The 18,568-nt window shown below is 34.3% G+C and carries 14 protein-coding genes; 4 read left to right on the forward strand and 10 right to left on the reverse strand.

The features are described 5' to 3' along the window. Nucleotides 1-15 precede the first annotated feature (15 nt). The 8 genes from ABJ955_RS12750 to ABJ955_RS12785 all read right to left on the reverse strand — a co-directional run bounded on the left by ABJ955_RS12750 (nt 16) and on the right by ABJ955_RS12785 (nt 7,556). On the reverse strand, nt 16-1,272 hold the full coding sequence (locus tag ABJ955_RS12750) for a GTP-binding protein (protein WP_347375016.1): 1,257 nt from the start codon (nt 1,270-1,272) through the stop codon (nt 16-18). A gap of 39 nt (nt 1,273-1,311) precedes the next feature. Then, nucleotides 1,312-2,217 carry a sulfate adenylyltransferase subunit CysD gene (gene cysD, locus ABJ955_RS12755; protein ID WP_347375017.1) on the reverse strand — a complete coding sequence of 302 codons (906 nt, stop codon included), beginning with the start codon at nt 2,215-2,217 and terminating at the stop codon, nt 1,312-1,314. Beyond that, nucleotides 2,214-2,810, reverse strand: a complete 597-nt coding sequence (gene cysC, locus ABJ955_RS12760; protein ID WP_347375018.1) for an adenylyl-sulfate kinase — start codon at nt 2,808-2,810, stop codon at nt 2,214-2,216. The genes cysD and cysC overlap by 4 nt, the downstream gene beginning before the upstream one ends. A gap of 9 nt (nt 2,811-2,819) precedes the next feature. After that, nucleotides 2,820-3,236 carry a DUF2061 domain-containing protein gene (locus tag ABJ955_RS12765; RefSeq protein ID WP_347375019.1) on the reverse strand — a complete coding sequence of 139 codons (417 nt, stop codon included), beginning with the start codon at nt 3,234-3,236 and terminating at the stop codon, nt 2,820-2,822. Continuing rightward, complete coding sequence (cysQ, locus tag ABJ955_RS12770) at nt 3,236-4,024, reverse strand: 3'(2'),5'-bisphosphate nucleotidase CysQ (protein WP_347375020.1); 789 nt, start codon at nt 4,022-4,024, stop codon at nt 3,236-3,238. The genes ABJ955_RS12765 and cysQ overlap by 1 nt, the downstream gene beginning before the upstream one ends. A gap of 200 nt (nt 4,025-4,224) precedes the next feature. Beyond that, nucleotides 4,225-5,436, reverse strand: a complete 1,212-nt coding sequence (wecC, locus tag ABJ955_RS12775; protein ID WP_347375021.1) for a UDP-N-acetyl-D-mannosamine dehydrogenase — start codon at nt 5,434-5,436, stop codon at nt 4,225-4,227. Between the two features lie 124 nt (nt 5,437-5,560). Beyond that, nucleotides 5,561-6,691, reverse strand: coding sequence for a UDP-N-acetylglucosamine 2-epimerase (non-hydrolyzing) (gene wecB / locus ABJ955_RS12780; protein WP_347375022.1), 1,131 nt, complete (start codon nt 6,689-6,691; stop codon nt 5,561-5,563). Between the two features lie 214 nt (nt 6,692-6,905). Then, nucleotides 6,906-7,556, reverse strand: coding sequence for a hypothetical protein (locus tag ABJ955_RS12785; RefSeq protein WP_347375023.1), 651 nt, complete (start codon nt 7,554-7,556; stop codon nt 6,906-6,908). A 567-nt stretch (nt 7,557-8,123) separates the two neighbouring features. Here ABJ955_RS12785 and ABJ955_RS12790 point away from each other — a divergent pair. After that, the gene (locus ABJ955_RS12790) at nt 8,124-8,615 is read left to right on the forward strand and encodes a DNA starvation/stationary phase protection protein (protein ID WP_347375024.1); all 492 of its coding nucleotides are present in this window, start codon (nt 8,124-8,126) and stop codon (nt 8,613-8,615) included. 109 nt (nt 8,616-8,724) lie between these two features. Here ABJ955_RS12790 and ABJ955_RS12795 read toward each other — a convergent pair whose 3' ends face one another. Together ABJ955_RS12795 and ABJ955_RS12800 are read right to left on the reverse strand one after the other, a co-directional pair. Next, nucleotides 8,725-10,038: a DEAD/DEAH box helicase gene (locus ABJ955_RS12795; RefSeq protein ID WP_347375025.1), complete on the reverse strand. Its 1,314-nt coding sequence runs from the start codon at nt 10,036-10,038 to the stop codon at nt 8,725-8,727. 2 nt (nt 10,039-10,040) lie between these two features. Then, nucleotides 10,041-11,384, reverse strand: coding sequence for a DEAD/DEAH box helicase (locus ABJ955_RS12800; protein WP_347375026.1), 1,344 nt, complete (start codon nt 11,382-11,384; stop codon nt 10,041-10,043). Nucleotides 11,385-12,079: 695 nt separating this feature from the next. Between ABJ955_RS12800 and ABJ955_RS12805 the strand changes: the two genes are divergently transcribed. The 3 genes from ABJ955_RS12805 to ABJ955_RS12815 all read left to right on the forward strand — a co-directional run bounded on the left by ABJ955_RS12805 (nt 12,080) and on the right by ABJ955_RS12815 (nt 18,529). Continuing rightward, the gene (locus tag ABJ955_RS12805; protein WP_347375027.1) at nt 12,080-16,138 is read left to right on the forward strand and encodes a PAS domain S-box protein; all 4,059 of its coding nucleotides are present in this window, start codon (nt 12,080-12,082) and stop codon (nt 16,136-16,138) included. A 10-nt stretch (nt 16,139-16,148) separates the two neighbouring features. Further along, the gene (locus tag ABJ955_RS12810) at nt 16,149-16,565 is read left to right on the forward strand and encodes a response regulator (protein ID WP_347375028.1); all 417 of its coding nucleotides are present in this window, start codon (nt 16,149-16,151) and stop codon (nt 16,563-16,565) included. Nucleotides 16,566-16,792: 227 nt separating this feature from the next. After that, the gene (locus tag ABJ955_RS12815; protein WP_347375029.1) at nt 16,793-18,529 is read left to right on the forward strand and encodes a hypothetical protein; all 1,737 of its coding nucleotides are present in this window, start codon (nt 16,793-16,795) and stop codon (nt 18,527-18,529) included. Nucleotides 18,530-18,568: the final 39 nt, after the last annotated feature.

Below are 18,568 nucleotides of genomic sequence, written 5' to 3' on the forward strand. Positions count from 1 at the left end.
ATTGAATTGTTTCAATTACACTATCATTCCTGCCGCAACAGTCTCATTGGTATTATCATCTATCAAAATTATACTTCCAGTTGTACGATTAGTACCATAGGAATCTATCATTAATGGCTTGGTGGTTCTAATGGTTACCCGCCCTATTTCGTTCATCTCAAAAGTGTCTTCGTCTTTAATACGATCGTATGTATTGATATCCACCTTGTACAAAACGCTTTTAATCATAGCTTTTTGCAAATTTTCTGTATGGCAAATAGTATATTTTGCTCTTGGTTGAGAAGGTTTATTACTCATCCAACACAACATAACATCAAACTCCTGTGATGTTTCTGGCTTATTATTAGTTCTAACAATCATATCGCCTCTACTTATATCTATGTCATCTTCCAAAGTTATGGAGACAGACATTGGTACATAAGCTTCATCGTATTGCTTTTCAAAGCCATCAATACTTTTTATCTTTGAGGTAAAACCAGAGGGAAGTGCTATTATTTCATCCCCTACTCTAAAAACACCACTTGCTATTCTACCTGCATAACCTCGATAGTCTATAAAACCTTCTCTTTGTGGACGAAGGACTGTTTGAACTGGAAAACGGGCGTCAATTTTGTTAAGGTCATTCGTAATGTGCAGCGTTTCCAAGGTGTATAATAAAGCGGCGCCTTTATACCACTTCATGTTTTCAGATCGATTAACAACATTATCGCCGTAAAGTGCACTTATAGGAATGTAAGTGATGTCTTTAGTAACAAGCTTTGAGGACAACTCTTCATATTGACTCACAATATCATTATAAACTGCTTCGTCATAGTTTACGAGGTCCATTTTGTTTATACATACTATTAAATGTGGTATTTGCAAAAGCGAAGCAATAAAGGAATGCCTTTTAGTTTGCTCAATAACTCCATGTCGCGCATCGACTAAAATAATAGCGGCATTAGCAGTGGAAGCCCCCGTTATCATATTTCGAGTATATTGAATATGCCCTGGGGTATCCGCTATAATAAATTTCCTTTTTGGAGTTGTAAAATACCTATATGCCACATCAATGGTAATCCCTTGCTCACGCTCCTCTTTTAAACCATCTGTAAACATTGCAAGGTCAATATTATCGTGCCCTTTTTTCTTACTTGTATTTTCTACAGCAGTCAATTGATCTTCAAATATTGATTTTGAGTCGTAAAGCAGTCTTCCTATTAATGTGCTTTTACCGTCATCAACACTCCCAGCTGTGGTAAATCGTAATAATTGATTGTTATCTACTATCATTTATTCTGAATTTATAATTTTTTGTTTAGTTAAGAAATCCTAAAAATAACCTTGTTTTTTTCTATCCTCCATTGCCGTTTCAGAGCGTTTATCGTCTGAACGATTTCCTCTCTCCGTCATTCTCATAGCAGAAACTTCTTCCGCAATTTTTTCTAATGTATCTGCATCAGATTCTATTCCCCCAGTAATAGTAATATCTCCAAGGGTTCTAAAACGGATTTTTTTGGTTTCAATTTTTTCGTTTTCCTCTAATTTTAAATGTTCTGAAACAGGAATCCAAGTATCGCTACGCCATACTACTTGGCGTTGGTGCGCTAAATACAATGATGGTATTTGAATATTTTCACGTTTTATGTAATTCCAAACGTCCATTTCGGTCCAATTACTTATTGGAAAAGCACGGAAATGCTCCCCTTCAAAATATTTTCCGTTAAGTAAGTTCCATAGTTCGGGACGTTGATTTTTAGGATCCCATTGCCCGAAATCATCTCGGTGTGAAAAGAAGCGTTCCTTGGCCCGAGCTTTTTCTTCATCGCGTCTTCCACCACCAATAGCACAGTCTACTTTATTACTTTCTAAGGCATCAAGCAAAGTTGTAATTTGAAGCGCGTTGCGAGTAGCGTTTTTTCCTTTTTCTTCAGCAACCCTACCTGAGTCAATGGATTCTTGAACAGAACCCACGATAAGGGGTACGCCTAATTCTTTAATTAAATCATCACGGAACTGAATAGTTTCTGGAAAGTTATGCCCCGTATCTACATGCATTAAAGGAAAAGGAATCTTGGCTGGGTAAAACGCTTTCCGTGCTAAATGCGTTATAAGGATTGAATCTTTACCTCCTGAAAATAGAATTACAGGATTTTGAAATTGCGCCCATACTTCCCGAAGGATATAGATTGCTTCTGATTCCAATTCGTCTAAATAATTTAAATAATACTTACTCATTTTTTTTGTATTTTTCCAAGTATTTGTTTTATAATCAAATCTACAATAGCTTCCAAATCTAATTGGGTAGTGTCCACTTCAATATCTGGGGCCAAAGGTAACTCATAGGGGGCATTAACGCCAGTAAAATTTGTGATTTCACCCGTTCTAGCCTTTTTATACAGCCCTTTTACATCTCGTTTTTCGCATTCTTCAATTGGCGTATTAACAAAGACTTCCACAAAATTTGTATAACCAGCAATTTTTTTAACTCTTTCGCGATCTTCACGGTATGGGGAAACGAAAGAGGCTAGGACCACCAAACCGGCATCCATCATGAGATTAGCAACTTCCCCTATTCTACGTATGTTCTCAGACCTGTCTTCTTGTGAAAAAGTTAGGTTGGAGCAGATTCCTTTACGAACATTGTCTCCATCTAATAAATAAGTATGAATACCTTTATTGAATAGGGCTTGCTCTACCGCATTAGCAATGGTAGATTTTCCAGATCCCGAAAGGCCCGTAAACCAAATTAAAAGTGAACCATGTTTTTTATGGTTATTCCGGTTTTCTTTATTAATTGTAAAATCGTATTTATGTATGTTTTTTTCCATAAAATCACATCAATTTTTTAAACCATAATTTAGTCTATACCACACCCGTTCATGTAAGTAGTATAGAACCATTTTAGTTAAGAGTTCAGACATTCCAATTTTAAGGCCCGATAATGGATTTCCTGTTATCAACCAACCTAACAACATTGTATCTAACGTTCCAACACCTCTCCACGTAATAGTTTTTGCTATGTGCCTCACTCTACTTTCTCTAATGATACCAGCCTTTGTTAAGTTAATTTTAAACCAGACACGTTCATGGAAATAATACAATATCATTTTTGTTAGCACCTCTGCTAATCCAATTTTCAAGCCCGTCCAGGGATTACCAGTTATAAACCAAGATATCAATATAGTATCTATAGTCCCTACTAATCGCCAAGTTATAGCTTTTGCAATATGTCTTTTTTGGGATTTTCCTAACATTAGCTTTTAACCAAAAAATAGTTATTTAATAAATTTTCTTTATTATAAACCAAAGGTTTGTTAGTAGATTGATCTATAACTTGCAAACCTACCGCTCTACAAATTGCATCTCCTGCAGCAGTATCCCATTCCATCGTCGGTGCAAAACGTGGATAAATATTTGCTAAACCTTCTGCAACCAAACAAAATTTTAAGGAACTCCCCTTACTTACAATTTCTACCTTATTGTTTTTTTCAATATCGTCTATAAAATTTTTAGTATCCTCATTGAGATGGGATCTACTACCCACAATCTTTATTATATCATTATCGATCTGAGGCTTTATTGCGATCGCTTTTTGAAAGATTGCGTCAATTTCTATATTTTCAGACTCAAGGATAATTTTTTTGGAGCTTGTAGCATCTTCTGTCGTAAAATAAAGCGTTTTAGTTACGGGAACATAGATAACACCTAGTATAGGAACACCATTTTTAACAAGCGCTATATTAACTGTAAATTCTCCATTTCGTTTAATAAATTCTTTAGTACCATCTAAAGGATCGACCACCCAGCATTGACTCCAATCTTTCCGTTGCTCATAGTCTAATTGTTTATTTTCCTCACTAATAATTGGAATTTTTGTAGGTAGTAAATATCGGTTTATAATATCGTTAGCATTCTTATCAGCTTGAGTCAGTGGCGACTCATCTCCTTTAACTTCAACTTGGAAGTTCGTGCCATAGACTTTTAGTATTTCAATTCCTGCTTCTATTGCTGCCTTTATGGCAATGCTTAAATTGTTTCTCATAAATATTTTTAATCCTTTGGTATTTGAATTTTATAATAATTTTTTTTCAATATACTTTTGGTTACCACCTCACAAAATTTCATCTTAGTGAAGCCTTTCTTTGTGAATGTAAATTTTTTACAACTATGTCCTTAAATAATTTTATCTTCTCAAATTTCAAATCAATACGCTAAAGTATAGAAAATTACATACTCTTTGTTTTAGCTGTTTCTAACGCCACAATAATCTAAAACAACCTGCTCAGCTGAAAATTCTAATTCTTTAAACTCATTATGTGCCACCAACAGTGCAATTATATCAGCTTTTTCTACGGCTTCATTATAATCCGTAATTTTAAACACTTGATGATCTACAATATTTGGTTCTACAATAAAATAGGTTTCATCCTGTGATTCCTGTATAACCTTTTGGACTATATATTTTGCAGGAGATTCACGTAAATCATCAATATTGGGTTTAAAAGCTAGCCCCATTAATGCAATGGCAGGAGGGCGTCCATGTTCTAACTGAAAAGCATGACGTGCTTTTTTAATTTGTTCTGCCACCCAAAAGCTTTTATAATTATTTATTTCTCTTGCTTTCCCAATAATTTGTGATTCTAAAGGAAAATCGGATGTAATAAAATAAGGATCTACAGCTATACAATGGCCACCAACTCCACAACCAGGCTGTAAGATATTTACACGAGGGTGTTTGTTTGCCAACCGGATTAACTCCCAAACATTTATACCTGCTTTATCACAAATTAAAGAGAGTTCATTTGCAAAAGCTATTTGCACATCGCGACTTGAATTTTCTGTAAGCTTACACATCTCCGCTGTACGTGCGTTCGTAGCGTGTAATTCTCCTTTAACGAATTGTTTATAAAATGTAATTGCTTTTTCAGTACTTGCAGCATCAACCCCACCTATTACCCTATCATTATAAACCAACTCGTGCATAACATTGCCCGGCAGTACTCTTTCAGGGCAATATGCTAAATGAATTTTGCCTTTAAGCTCTTGGCGCTCTTTAAAAATAAGCTCCATCATTTTTTCAGTCGTTCCAATCGGGGACGTAGATTCTATAATATATAAGTCATCCTCTTTTAATAACGGAATTATAGCTTTTGTCGCTGCCTCAACATATGAAATATCTGGTTCATGATTACCCTTAAATGGGGTTGGAACAACTACTAAATAGGTATTTGCTTTAACCGGTTTTACATCGGCAATTAAATGCCCAGATTTTACCGCCGAAGCTACAGCTTCTTCCAAATCCATTTCAATAATATGAATTTTGCCCTGGTTTATGGTTTTAACAACTTCTTCATTCACGTCTACACCATGAACTTGTATGCCTTTAGAAGCCATTAAAGCTGAGGTTGGTAATCCTATATATCCTAAACCTATGGTTACTACATCTGGAATCATTTGTTGTTTTTTAATTTCATTCTTATTTAGTATTCATTTTATTAGCAAGAGTCAAAACATATGGTTAGATATACATCAATTTAAAAAAACCAGACGTTCAAAGCTGCAGTAGCAATCACTCTTTTTAAACATTCTTTAAATCTAATTCCTTCATAAAGTTAACAATCCTACTACAAGCATTTCCATCACCATACGGATTATGCCTACTACTCATTTCCTTAAAATGAGCCTCATTATCTAGCAATGCAAATGTTTCATTAATTATTTTTTGCGTATTTGTGCCAACTAAAATTACGGTTCCCGCATCAACAGCCTCCGGTCGTTCAGTTGTTTCGCGCATTACTAAAACAGGTTTACCTAAACTCGGAGCTTCTTCTTGTACTCCACCACTATCTGTTATAATTATTTTAGCTCGATCCATCATCCAAATAAAATCATGGTAAGCCAAGGGTTTTATTAAATGAATATTTTCTATATCACCCAATATACGATTAACAGGTTCTAATACCTTTGGGTTTAAGTGTACAGGGTATACAATTTGTAATTCTTTACGTTCAATAGCAATTGTTTTTAATGCTTCACAAATACGAATAAAACCATCCCCGTGATTTTCTCTTCTGTGACCTGTAACCAGCAATAAAGGGGCTTTATTTAATTTGTCATCTAAGTCCTTAATTAAAGAACTAGGTTCGCGCTTAACTTTTTCTACACTTTGAATTAGTGCATCTATAACGGTATTACCTGTTACTAATATATCTTTTGGATCAATGTTTTCTTTTACTAAGTTTTCCTTAGAAGCAGTGGTCGGTGCAAAATGAAAATCTGTGAGTCGCCCCGTTATCTGTCTGTTAATTTCCTCAGGAAAAGGTGCGTATTTATTATGAGTACGAAGACCCGCTTCAATATGACATACTTTAGCACCACTATAAAAACCAGCTATACTAGAAGCCATAGTTGTTGTAGTGTCTCCATGAACAAAAATAAAATCGGGTTTAAAATCTTCTAATACAGGTTTTAATTCCGTGATAATAGCTGCAGTAAGACCGTACAAATCCTGACCTGGTTTCATCAAATCTAAATCATATTGCGGCTTAATATCAAAAAAAGTTAGAACCTGGTCTAACATTTCACGATGTTGGGCAGTAACGCAAACTCGTACATCAAATTCTTCTGGATGTAATTCAAACTCCTTCACCAAAGGAGCCATTTTAATAGCTTCTGGTCTGGTTCCGAATACTATAAGAATCTTTTTCATTAAAACAATCCCTTATTTGTTAAAAAGTTAACATTTTTTTAAAAAGTCACAAATATAGAAAATCATCTCCGATTAAACGACAAATAATGACGTTATAAAGTTAACTCTATGTTATGTTCTCAAATTAAAAGGGGGAGAAAAAGAAAAGAAAGAAGTATAAATTTAGAATAAAAAACAAAATTATATAAAAAAATAAAATATCAACAACACAGTATTAATACCAATCTGCATGATAGCGCTCTTCACCAAAATTGTACATAATACCAATACTAACATTCACGAAGCTCCCTGAAACAGGATCAAAATTAGCGTTTATCAATTGACCTTTGTAGGAATATTGTTGTTCAAAACTACGCACGTAGGTCATATCGCCTAAAAGAGTAAAATTATCATTTAATTTTATTTGCCCAGTTAAACCTATTAAAAAATTGCCGATGTGATCTGTACCGTCAACAAATGATGGTTTCGCTAATGTTATACCAAAGCCTGAATGTACCAAAAGACCTAAGCGCTCACGAAGACGGTAATCAACTTTTAGTAACTTCCCTACATTCGCAACAGCTTCTAGTCCAACACGATTAAAACTAATTTTATAATTTTTATTTTTAGAGGAAGAAAAACCATTAAAAGCATAATGTCCTTTTAACCCAAAACTCTCTGTCAGCATATAACGCCCGGAAAGCTGAAATTGTTTAAAACCTACATAGTTACTTCGAGATATGTGATTTACTGGAGCAAAAGGTACATGAACACCTGTGGTTATCTCTACAGAGATACGATTAAATTTATCTTCCTGAGAGGAAGCAGACATTCCAATTAACACTAAAAAAACAAAACACAATCGCTTAGTATTCAACAAAATCATAGGGGATAATTTAAATTTATTATTTTTTTGCTTACCAAGGCAAACACTTTTATTGAGTATTTTAAATTATATAATTTATAATAACAGCCGCCGCAAAAGTAAAGGAAATATATCTTTTATCCTTTTTAATGAGGATTGAATGCCAAAAATGCTAATTTATAACTTAATATATTTAAAAAAATTGCACATTCTTTATTTTTTTTTCAAAAGAAAGCAGGGTATAGTCCTAAAAATTAAAACTGTTTTCTTAATTATCTTCTTAAATTAAACATAAGTAAAGAAATATTATCAAGGATAGATGCGAACCTAAAATTAGTAATATAAACCATTATAATTTCTTATTCTGCTTCAAAAGCACCGTTTACAGCAATAACTATAACGCTACAGCTTTTATATTTTTTTATTAATAAAAAAGGTACAATAAATCAAGTCCTCTATTAACTCAAGAAAAGTTTTTTTGTGGTTTTTAGCTTATATTTTAAGCGTTAAAAAAAGGCTAAATGCCTCTTTAAAATTGATTTGACCACTGCTGTTTGTTATCTTTGAGTAAAACTAAAAAAGAAAACTATGGGCTATTTAAACCTGGATAAAAAGAAAACAACTGCCACCGCGAAAGAGCTTAATATACTTTTGGCAGACTACCACTTATACTATCAAAAACTGCGAAACTTCCATTGGAATGTTGTAGGTCGCAACTTTTTTGACCTTCATATTAAGTTTGAAGAAATGTATGAAGATGCCAAACTAAAAGTAGATGAAATTGCAGAACGCATCTTAACACTTCGCTACCAACCAACTAGTAATCTTTCTGATTATCTTGAAATGAGTAATATTAAAGAATCTTCAGGAGAGACAAAAGACCTTGAAATGGTAAAAATTCTTTTAGACGACCACGGGAAACTCTTAAAACAAATGCGCAAAGTAGTTGAAAAAGCAGATGAGGCTGGAGATGAAGGTACGATCGATTTAATTGGTGGTTTTATTGGTCATATTGAAAAAATAAGTTGGATGCTCGATGCTTGGGCTATGAAAAGTAGCGATAACCATCCTGAAGTATAATACCTACGCATACATATCATTAAAATAACAACCTGAAAGTTTAAAAAAACCTATTTAACGAAATCAAGTTAAATAGGTTTTTTATTTTGATTAATTAACTACAAACAATTTACAAAATATACACCCGTACCTTTTTCTTTTTTAACCGCGTATTAGTTAAATTCTCAACCAACTTTGAAGCGAGTGCTAAAGGCACAGCCACAAAAGCACAGTCCTGCTTTAACTCAATTACCCCAAGTTGTTCTTGGGTTAACCCTCCTTGTTTTATAAATAAACCTGCAATATCTCCTTTTGAAATCTTATCTTTTCTTCCGCCAGAGATAAAGAGCGTTTCCCAGTATTGTTCAGTTTTTTCAAAAACTTTAGAAATAGTTAGTGCATCCGTTTTTTCAATAAAATCTGGTAAAAGCTGGTTTTTCCATTTTAAAACATAGGCCGTTCCTTTTTCATTCACGCGTGCAGTTCTACCATTTCTATGCGTAAATTCTACTGACGAATGTGGCAGTTCATAATGAATTATAAATTTTAATTCAGGAATATCAATCCCCCTGGCAGCAAGATCTGTAGCTAGCAAAATCCTGCTTGTTCCATTTCTAAATTTAATTAAAGCCCGCTCACGATCTTTTTGTTCCATTCCCCCAGAAAAACAGCTATGACTTATTTTATTTTTTAGTAAAAATCCACTTACCAACTCAATGCTATCCCTAAAATTGCAAAAGATAATCCCTGGTTGATTGCCTAAGTAATTCACAAGATTTATCAACGCTTCCAGTTTGTCTTTATCGGCTGCAATTACCGTTTTAATTGCTAATTTAGGGTCTGTTTTTTCTAAAAGAAAATCAAGAATTACAGGACTCGCTAATTTCACAAACTTAGGAACCCCAACACCTTGTGTGGCAGAGGTTAAAATACGTTTGCGAACCCCTGACAACTCATTTATTATTTCACGCATTTCCCCTTCAAAACCGATCTCTAAGGATTTATCATATTCATCTAAAACCAGTGTTTGTATAGTAGCTTTTGAAAAGCGACCGTCGTCAAAATGGTCTAAAATTCTACCTGGAGTGCCAATTAATATAGCTGGCGTGTGTTTTAGTTCTATCTTATCTTTACTCTTCGACCTACCCCCATATACTGCGTTTACTTTAAATCCTGAACCCATATTTCGAACTACTTGCTCTATCTGTATGGCAAGTTCTCGTGTAGGCACCACAATTAAGGCTTGTACTTCAGGATTTTCTGTACTTAATGTTTTTAGCACTGGTAAAAGAAAAGCTAATGTTTTCCCTGTACCTGTGGGTGATAGTAAAATAGTATTTTCTGTTTTATCTATAACTGAGATTGCTTTTTCTTGCATCAGGTTTAAAGCTTTTATTCCTAGCTTTTCCAGAATACTTTGTTGATTTTTTATAAGATTTGCCATTATTATTTTTTCTTCTTTTTCTGGCTTGGCGCTTCTTCTTTTGGAGCCACAACAGTGGTTTGTGCTATTTGATGTGCTAGTATCTTATCTATCAACTCTTCCTTGGTTAAATGATGAAAAACAGTATTTATTTTTTCTTTAAACGCAACAGAAATACTTCGATTGGGTTTGGTTTTAAATATTTTTTTCGCCCAAAGCAAGGTATTGTTTTCTTCGGTACTTTGTGCATCTGGTTTTTTCATTTCATTAAAAATAATCCCTAATTCTTCTTCAAATTCTGGAATTTCAAAAACTTCCTCTTGCTGCAAAATAGTAACCGAAAGTCCTTTTGCTCCTGCTCTAGCCGTACGGCCACTTCTATGCACATAGGTTTCGTAGGTATCTGGTAAATGATAGTTTATTACATAACTAATTTCTTTTACATCCAACCCACGAGCAGCAAGATCTGTAGCGACCAAAATAGCGATATGCCCTTCTCTGAATTGTCCCATAACGCGGTCGCGTATGGCTTGTGTTAGACTTCCATGAATAGCTCCCGATGAAAATTTATTTATTGCTAAGTTTTTTGCTAGTTTGTTAACAGCGGCCTTTGTTTTACAAAATATAATACCCCGTTCTCCTTCCTTAGCACTTAAAAAATGTAACAAAACATCCAATTTTTCTATAGGTGCTACAACCACAAATTGATGGTCTATACCTTGATGCCCTTTTGTTTCCATATCTGCTTCTATATGCAGCACGTGTTTACTCATATAGTTTTGCACCAATTGCTTAATAGTACCTGGCATTGTAGCCGTAAATAGAAGTGTTCTTCGTGATTTGGGAATAGCTGCAACTATACTGTCTAGATCTGTTTTTAAAGCACTTATCATTTCATCGGCTTCATCCAATACCAAATATGCTGTTTTTGTAAGCGTAATAGCTTTCCTGTTTAATAAATCTACCAAACGACCAGGGGTTGCAACAACTATATGCGCAGCAGTTTTTAGGCGCTCTATTTGTGGTTTTATAGGAATACCACCACAAACTGCTGCAATAGCAATCTCTGGGCTATGTGAAGCGAATGAAACCAGGGTAGCGTGTATTTGCTGCCCTAGCTCGCGGGTGGGCACTAAAATTACAGCTTGCACACTTGTATTTTTAGTATCCATAAGCTGTAATAAAGGCAACCCAAAAGCAGCGGTTTTTCCGCTTCCTGTTTTTGCCAAAGCAACTATATCTTTGGTCTGCGTTAGTATTTGTGGAATTGCTTTACACTGAATATCTGTAGGTACAGTTATAGCTAAAGCTGCTAAACTTTGTTGTAATTGCTTATTAATTCCTAAATCGGGAAAAGTATTGGGCATAAAAAAATTTTCGGCAAAGATAGGCAGGCTTTTGCTAGGAATGGGACACTCTGGAGAGAAGTTCGTTACCAATACCCGAATTACTTCTATTCAGTTTTTAATTTAAGCCTTTCTCTTAAAGTATTTCTATCGTAACTTTTATAATACAAATTATTCAAAGCGGGAAATATGTTGCTTATCTTTAAAGCTATCATTACATTAAGACAGTCTGTAACGGCATCACAGGGAAAGCTAGCTATGTGTTTTCGTGTGCGAAAGCTAAACACTTCATTAGTGTAATTATATGAAATGTATAAATCAATACATGGTTTTGATGGATATGCAAGCTTATTAACAGAAACTAGGAGTTATTAGAGCTTTAATCCTTTTAAAAAAATACATTAAAAACAAAATTATCTAAGCTCTAAAGACAATAACAATTCTAAACTAAGGAAAAATTTATTATATTTAGTTAAAATTTTATATATTTAGTAATCCCCTTAAAGTGTAGTTAAAATTAGATTTTGAAACATGAACTACAAACATACCATTTGCAGTCTTATAGCTACAAAATCTATACATCGTCAAACAATTACCTAACAACCCAATTAGTGACACTAAATTAAAAATCCTCATGATTCTAAAACAAACCTACACACCTAAAAATTTTTTAACTTTTACAATTCATCTTTTTACTATTAGATACTAGTATTAAGATGGAAAAACCTACTACGACTATTAAAAATAGGTACGTCCTACTTATTGTTACCTTGCTTACAATTCTAGGGGCAGCTCTTTATATAATACATCGAAGTGCTGAGTTACAAAGACATAATGCGTTTTTAATTAGCAAGTCTGGAAAGCAACGTATGCTAAGTCAAAGTGTTGCTAAATTTGCCTTTGCATATAATAACGACCTAACAGACACCCTTAAAACCAGCTATTTAAACTCATTAAAAGATGTTACTGATGCATTAGAACGCTCCCATAAGTATCTTGTTTCCCATAATAAAACAGATGAAAACAATAGTAAAATTGACTCCTTATTACTAATAAGTGAACCCTACCTTAACAAGATTCTTTCTGCATCTCGAAATATTAGTGCCAACCCCAATGCAACATTATTAAAGAGTAATGTAACAACTATTGCAGTTGCAGAACCATCGTATCTTTTAGCCATGGATGCTGTAGTTAGTGAATACCAGAAAGTTCCCGAAGAGCATCTTAAATGTCTAGTTAGCACAATGTTTGTACTAGCCATTATAGCTGTTTTACTTTTTTTAATTGAGTATTTATTAGTCTATATGCCAGGGGTAAAATATCTACTAAATAAAAATAGAGCCCTAACTGAAGTAAATGAACAACTATCAATCTCAAAAAACAATCTAAAAGAGTCAAAATTGGCTTTAAATAAGCTTAATGCAGAATTGAGAGCTATCTTAAATACGGGACCAGTTTCCATTATATCAATAGGGGCTGATGGCATTATTAAACATTTCAATTATGGAGCTGAATTATTAACAGGATATTCTGCTTCTGAAATAATAGGGATTAAAAGTCCTAAAATATTCCATCTAAAAGCAGAGTTAGACTTATTTAGAGTTGATATCGCTACAAAATACGGTATAGCCCCACAGCAATGTAACCCTTTTAATGAATTAGCAAAACACAATGAATATGATACTCGTGAATGGACTTGTGTGAAAAAAGACGGTACTACCTTCCCTATTCAACTTACACTTTCTGCTATTTTAAATGATATAGGTGAAAAAATAGGTGTTTTAGGGATTTCATTTGATATTTCTGAAAGAAAAAAGATTAAGGATGAGTTATTACAAAAAAACCAATTGTTAAACTTGGCTGAAGAGATTAATATGATGGGACATTGGTATTGGGATGTGGCTAATGATAAGGTGCAATGGTCTAATAATCTTTATAATATATTTGAGCTTGATAAAAAAATAACCCTTTTAAATTTTAACACCTACTTTAATTTTGTACATCCTGACGATAAAGAACTTGTTAGTGCGTATTTTGATCATGTTTTAAACACCGCAGATTTTAAAAGTTTTACACATCATATCGTTACTAATGGGAAAATAAAAACCGTCCAACTTCAAGGGGTTGTTTACGCTGATACACATGGCAAAGTAATAAAGATGATTGGCACCTGCCAAGATATTAGTCAACAACGAATAGCAGAAAATAAATTTAAAGGTTTGTTAGAGTCTGCACCAGATGCGATGGTGATTGTAAATGAAAAAAGAGAGATTCAAATAGTAAATAAGCAAGCTGAAGTAATGTTTGGTTATACTTCCCTTGAATTACTAAACAAAGCCGTTGAAACACTTATTCCAGCTTCATTTCCAGGCAATAGCAAAATGTACCAAGATAGCTTTTACGGCAACCCTAACTATAGAGCTATGGGAGTAGAAAAAGATCTTTATGGCATACATAAAAATGGAATAGAAATACCCATCCAAATAAGTTTAAGTCCTTTAGAAACCGAAGAAGGGCTCTTAATATCTGCAGCTATACGCAATATAACCCTGCAAAAAACAGCTGAAAATGAGCTGTTACGAAAAAACCAACTATTACTTTTTGCTGAAAAAATAACCAAAATGGGAAATTGGCAATGGAACCTTACAACCAATATTTTACAATGGTCATCTAATCTATATAGAATTTTTGGGGTTGAAGAAGGTTCGGCAGTAAATTTTGACACCTATTTTGGTTTTGTACATCCCGAAGACAAGGATTTAGTTATTGAAAAAATATCACTTTCTTTAAATGGGAATCAATTTAATAATGCAATACACCGCATTGTATTAGCGAACGGGACTATCAAGACAATACAGCTTTTAGCAATTAATGTTACTAATGATGAAGGTAAAGTAATAGAGCTTATTGGAACGTGCCAAGATGTTACAGAACAAAAAATGGCTGAAAACAAATTTAGAGGTTTATTAGAGTCAGCACCAGACGCAATGGTTATTGTAAATGAAAAAGGAAAAGTACAATTAATAAACAACCAAGCTGAAAAACTCTTTGGATATACTTTAGATGAACTACTCAATAAACCTATAGAAGCAATAATACCTAAGCAATATACAAGCAATCACAGGCTATATGAAAAAAGCTTTTTTAGCAACCCCAACGTTAGAGAAATGGGGGTTGGTAAAGATTTGGTAGCAATAAATAAAGAAGGAAACGAAATACCTATACAGATAAGTTTAAGCCCACTAGAAACCAAAGAAGGTTTGTTAGTTTCTACAGCAATTCGGGATATTACATTACAGAAAAAAGCAAAAAATGAACTTATCCGTAAAAACCAATTATTAAGTTTTGCTGAAAGAATTACCTTAATGGGAAACTGGCAATGGAATTTAATAACGAATAAAGTATTATGGTCTGTAAATCTTTACGATATATTTGGGCAAGAAGAAGGCTCCACCATTGTTTTCGAAACCTATTTTAATTATGTACATCCAGACGATAAAGAACGCGTAAGCAAACACATTGAAAAGTCTTTTGAAGCGAAAAGCTTTGATGATTTATTACACCGTATTTTGCTAAAAGACGGCACCGTAAAAATAATACATCTTTTGGCTGAATTTATCACCAATCCTGCAGGCGAATTAATTGAGCTTATTGGTGCCTGTCAAGATGTTACTAAGCAAAAAATGGCTGAGAACAAGTTTAGAGGTTTATTAGAATCTGCTCCAGATGCTATGGTTATTATGAATGAGAATTGGAAAATTCAACTTATTAACAAGCAAGCAGAAAAATTATTTGGCTATACACTCAATGAATTGCTGGAAAAATCTATCGAGATACTTATTCCTACACGATTTAGTAGTGACCAAACAATTCATCAAGCAATTTTATTTAATAATCCTGAGGTTAGCACAATGGGATTTCAAGAGGATCTTTTCGGAATAAATAAAGAAAATGCAAAAATACCAATCCAGATTAGTTTAAGTCCGCTGGAAACAGAAGAAGGCCTATTAATTTCTGTGGCCATTCGTGATATTACGGTTCAGAAGCAGGCAGAAAATAGAATACTACAAGCCAAAGAAAGTTTAGAGGTTTTAACAGAGCACCTTACTGGACAGAATAAAAAGCTAGCAGAATTTGCGCATATTACTTCCCATAATTTGCGCGCACCTGTAAGTAACTTAAACGCATTACTTCACCTCTATGAAATGGTTGATGATGAGGAAGAAAAAAAGGTGTTGTTTGAAAAATTCGAGTTAGTAATTAGCCATCTTACAACAACACTAAACACCTTAGTTGAAGCAATAAAAACAAGAAAAGAAATTGAGAAACCATTAGTGACATTACACTTTGAAAAAATACTAGCTAAAACAAAAGAAATTATTTCAGGCCAAATAATAGAAACAAATACAACTATAAGAAGTGATTTTTCAAAGACCCCTACTATTAAATACCATAAAACCTATATGGAAAGTATTTTTCTTAACTTAATAACGAATGCTATTAAATATAGTTCCCCAGATCGCAAACCTGATATATTTATTCAAACAGATTATATAAACGGTAAAATAAATCTTACATTTCGAGATAATGGATTGGGTATAGATCTTAAAAGACATGGCCATAAATTATTTGGGCTTAATAAAACATTTCACCGTCATCCTGAAGCAAAAGGTGTGGGACTTTATTTAACCAAAATACAGGTTGAGACTATGGGTGGTTCAATATTTGCTACCAGTGAAGTAAATAAAGGTTCTATCTTTACAGTAATCTTTTAAACAAACAAGGATGAAAAATTTATATTCTATCTGTGTAATTGATGATGATAAAATTTATCAATACACGGTGTCTAAAATATTAAAGGCAAATGAATTAGCAAAAAATATTCTTGTTTTTTCAGATGGAGAAGAGGCTTTAGATTTTTTCATTGAAAACCAAAACGCAAAGGAAAACCTTCCTGACATTATCCTTCTAGACATTAATATGCCAATAATGGATGGGTTTCAGTTTATGGACGAATATGTAAAACTTAAGCCGAATATTGAAAAGGATATAGAGATTTTTATGGTGTCCTCCTCTGTTGATGCTAGTGATGTGGAACTCTCCAATAGAATTACAGAGATTTCTGATTATATTGTAAAACCAATAAAGTCTGATGAAGTTATTTCATTAGTATCTACGTTTCACGATAAAAGAAAAAATTAATTTTTTGCACGTACTTTTCCCTAAAAATCTAACCACTACAAGGTCTTGTGATACTTTTTTTCCTCTTACTTATTAAAGTAGCCTCCGCTTCATTATAAATATAATGGGTTACTGCTACTGCTTTTAATACACTTCTTTAAATATAAAAGAGATTCTCTTGCATTGGGTTTAAAACCATGGATTGTTTTTTGAATTACTATATTTGTTTTTTAAGAATATTTTAAGAAATGAAACCACTACTTCTTTTACTCTCCCTCCTCGTTGCTACACTAAGTTATGCACAGGTATCATCAGCTTCATTATCAATTACTCCAGGGGGTGGTATTAGTGACGGCTTGTATACTTCTGCAGTTCGGGTGAAAGTAGCTATTATGCAAAACCATCGTCCGTGTACTGGAAAAGTTAGTGCAATTACTAGCTATACGTATTCTGCTCACGCGTATCAATATAAGGGTGTTAAGTATTTTTTTAAGAATGGGAATTTAGTTGATTCAAAAAACGAGCTTGTTGTAAATGGTGTTGGAGATTATAAAGATGGTGCCAAGTTTTCTATTGAAGTATTTATGAATACAGGGGTTGTTTTTGAGGTAACGGGATACGCTAATGGAGGATTACAACACCATATTATACAAGAAGATTTGCCAGAATTTGATGCGGATGGAAAAAAGACAAAATGTGTAGACCGTAATTCATTTACGATGAGTGCTGCCAAAGCTGTGCAACCAATTCGATTAACGGATCGAGCTTTAGAGAGCAGAATTGATACGTACCTCAACAAGCAGGGCCAAACTAGCAACGAGAATCTAGGGGTTGCTGTAAATACAGATGCTGGTAGCGACTGGAATGATTCTATAAATCAACCAAATACAAACCCACAACAAGCTGATTATACAAAAGCTTACGACGGCCAAAAGTATGTGCCTAAATATGTAAATAATGGCCGTACTCCAGAAAATAACACCAATGCTCGGGCTGAGCAAGTACGGCTACAACAATCGTATGAGGCGAGGCAACAGCAACAACACGCTTTTGAACAAAGCTTAGCTGCTCAAAATCAGCAGGCATTAGCAAAGTATGAGCAGGCATTTCAAGGAGATCAGTTGTCCATGGGGCTTGCACAAAGCGCACAAGTACTTGGGTCAGCAATTGCCGGGTTTAATGATTATAATGCCATGGGTACTGCCGCGGCAAACCTACTTGGAGGGCTTATAGCAGATGGAGAGCGTCGCCGTGAAGAACGTGCGCAGGAAGAAGCCCTTTGGCGGGAGCAAGAACGCTTACGCGAAGAAAAGAGAGCCTATATTACGAAGCTTGTTACCGCAAGAGAAGTAGCATTAGGTGAACTGCCAGCACCTAACTATCCGAATGCAACCACATCTAGCAGTTTAAAAACCGCTTATTTTTATAGCCTTTATTACAATGCCGATAGCTTGCAGGTTGGAAGCGCTTCGATGCAGGTGACCGATATTTTTGCGATAAACCAATACTCGGATGCTACATGGCCTTTTATAAATAGGACACAAGAAAAACTAGCTGAGTTTGCTACTAACGCGCCTACGCTTATTGGTTACTTTGAAAGTTATGATGCTGCATATAACTCTATGACTACCTTAACAACTTCATTAGCAGCAAATGCGGTGCAAATAACTTTTTTACCAGTTGCGGAGGAGTTTGACACCCTAACTGTACTATATGATGGCACATCGGGAGCTACACCTCAACAAGATTTTTGGGGAAATACGGTTGCGAAACCAAAAGCTTTAAAAGAACCAGAGACCCATTCAAAAAAGGAAGCGAGTAGCCAGCCCATTGACTTTTGGGGCGAGACTGTTCCTATAAAAACCGAACAAGTGCCAAGCGAAACTGCACCTACGAAAGCAACTACCCCCGTACAGGATGCAACTACTTCAGATGATGATTTCTGGGGCACTTCCGTAGAGATAAAAGAGGACAAAACTGAGTAGCAAATTTCAACTAATTCCATTATTATTAAAAACCATTTT

The organism is Aequorivita sp. Q41, from assembly GCF_039831855.1.
In the GTDB taxonomy this organism is placed as follows: Bacteria; Bacteroidota; Bacteroidia; order Flavobacteriales; family Flavobacteriaceae; genus Aequorivita.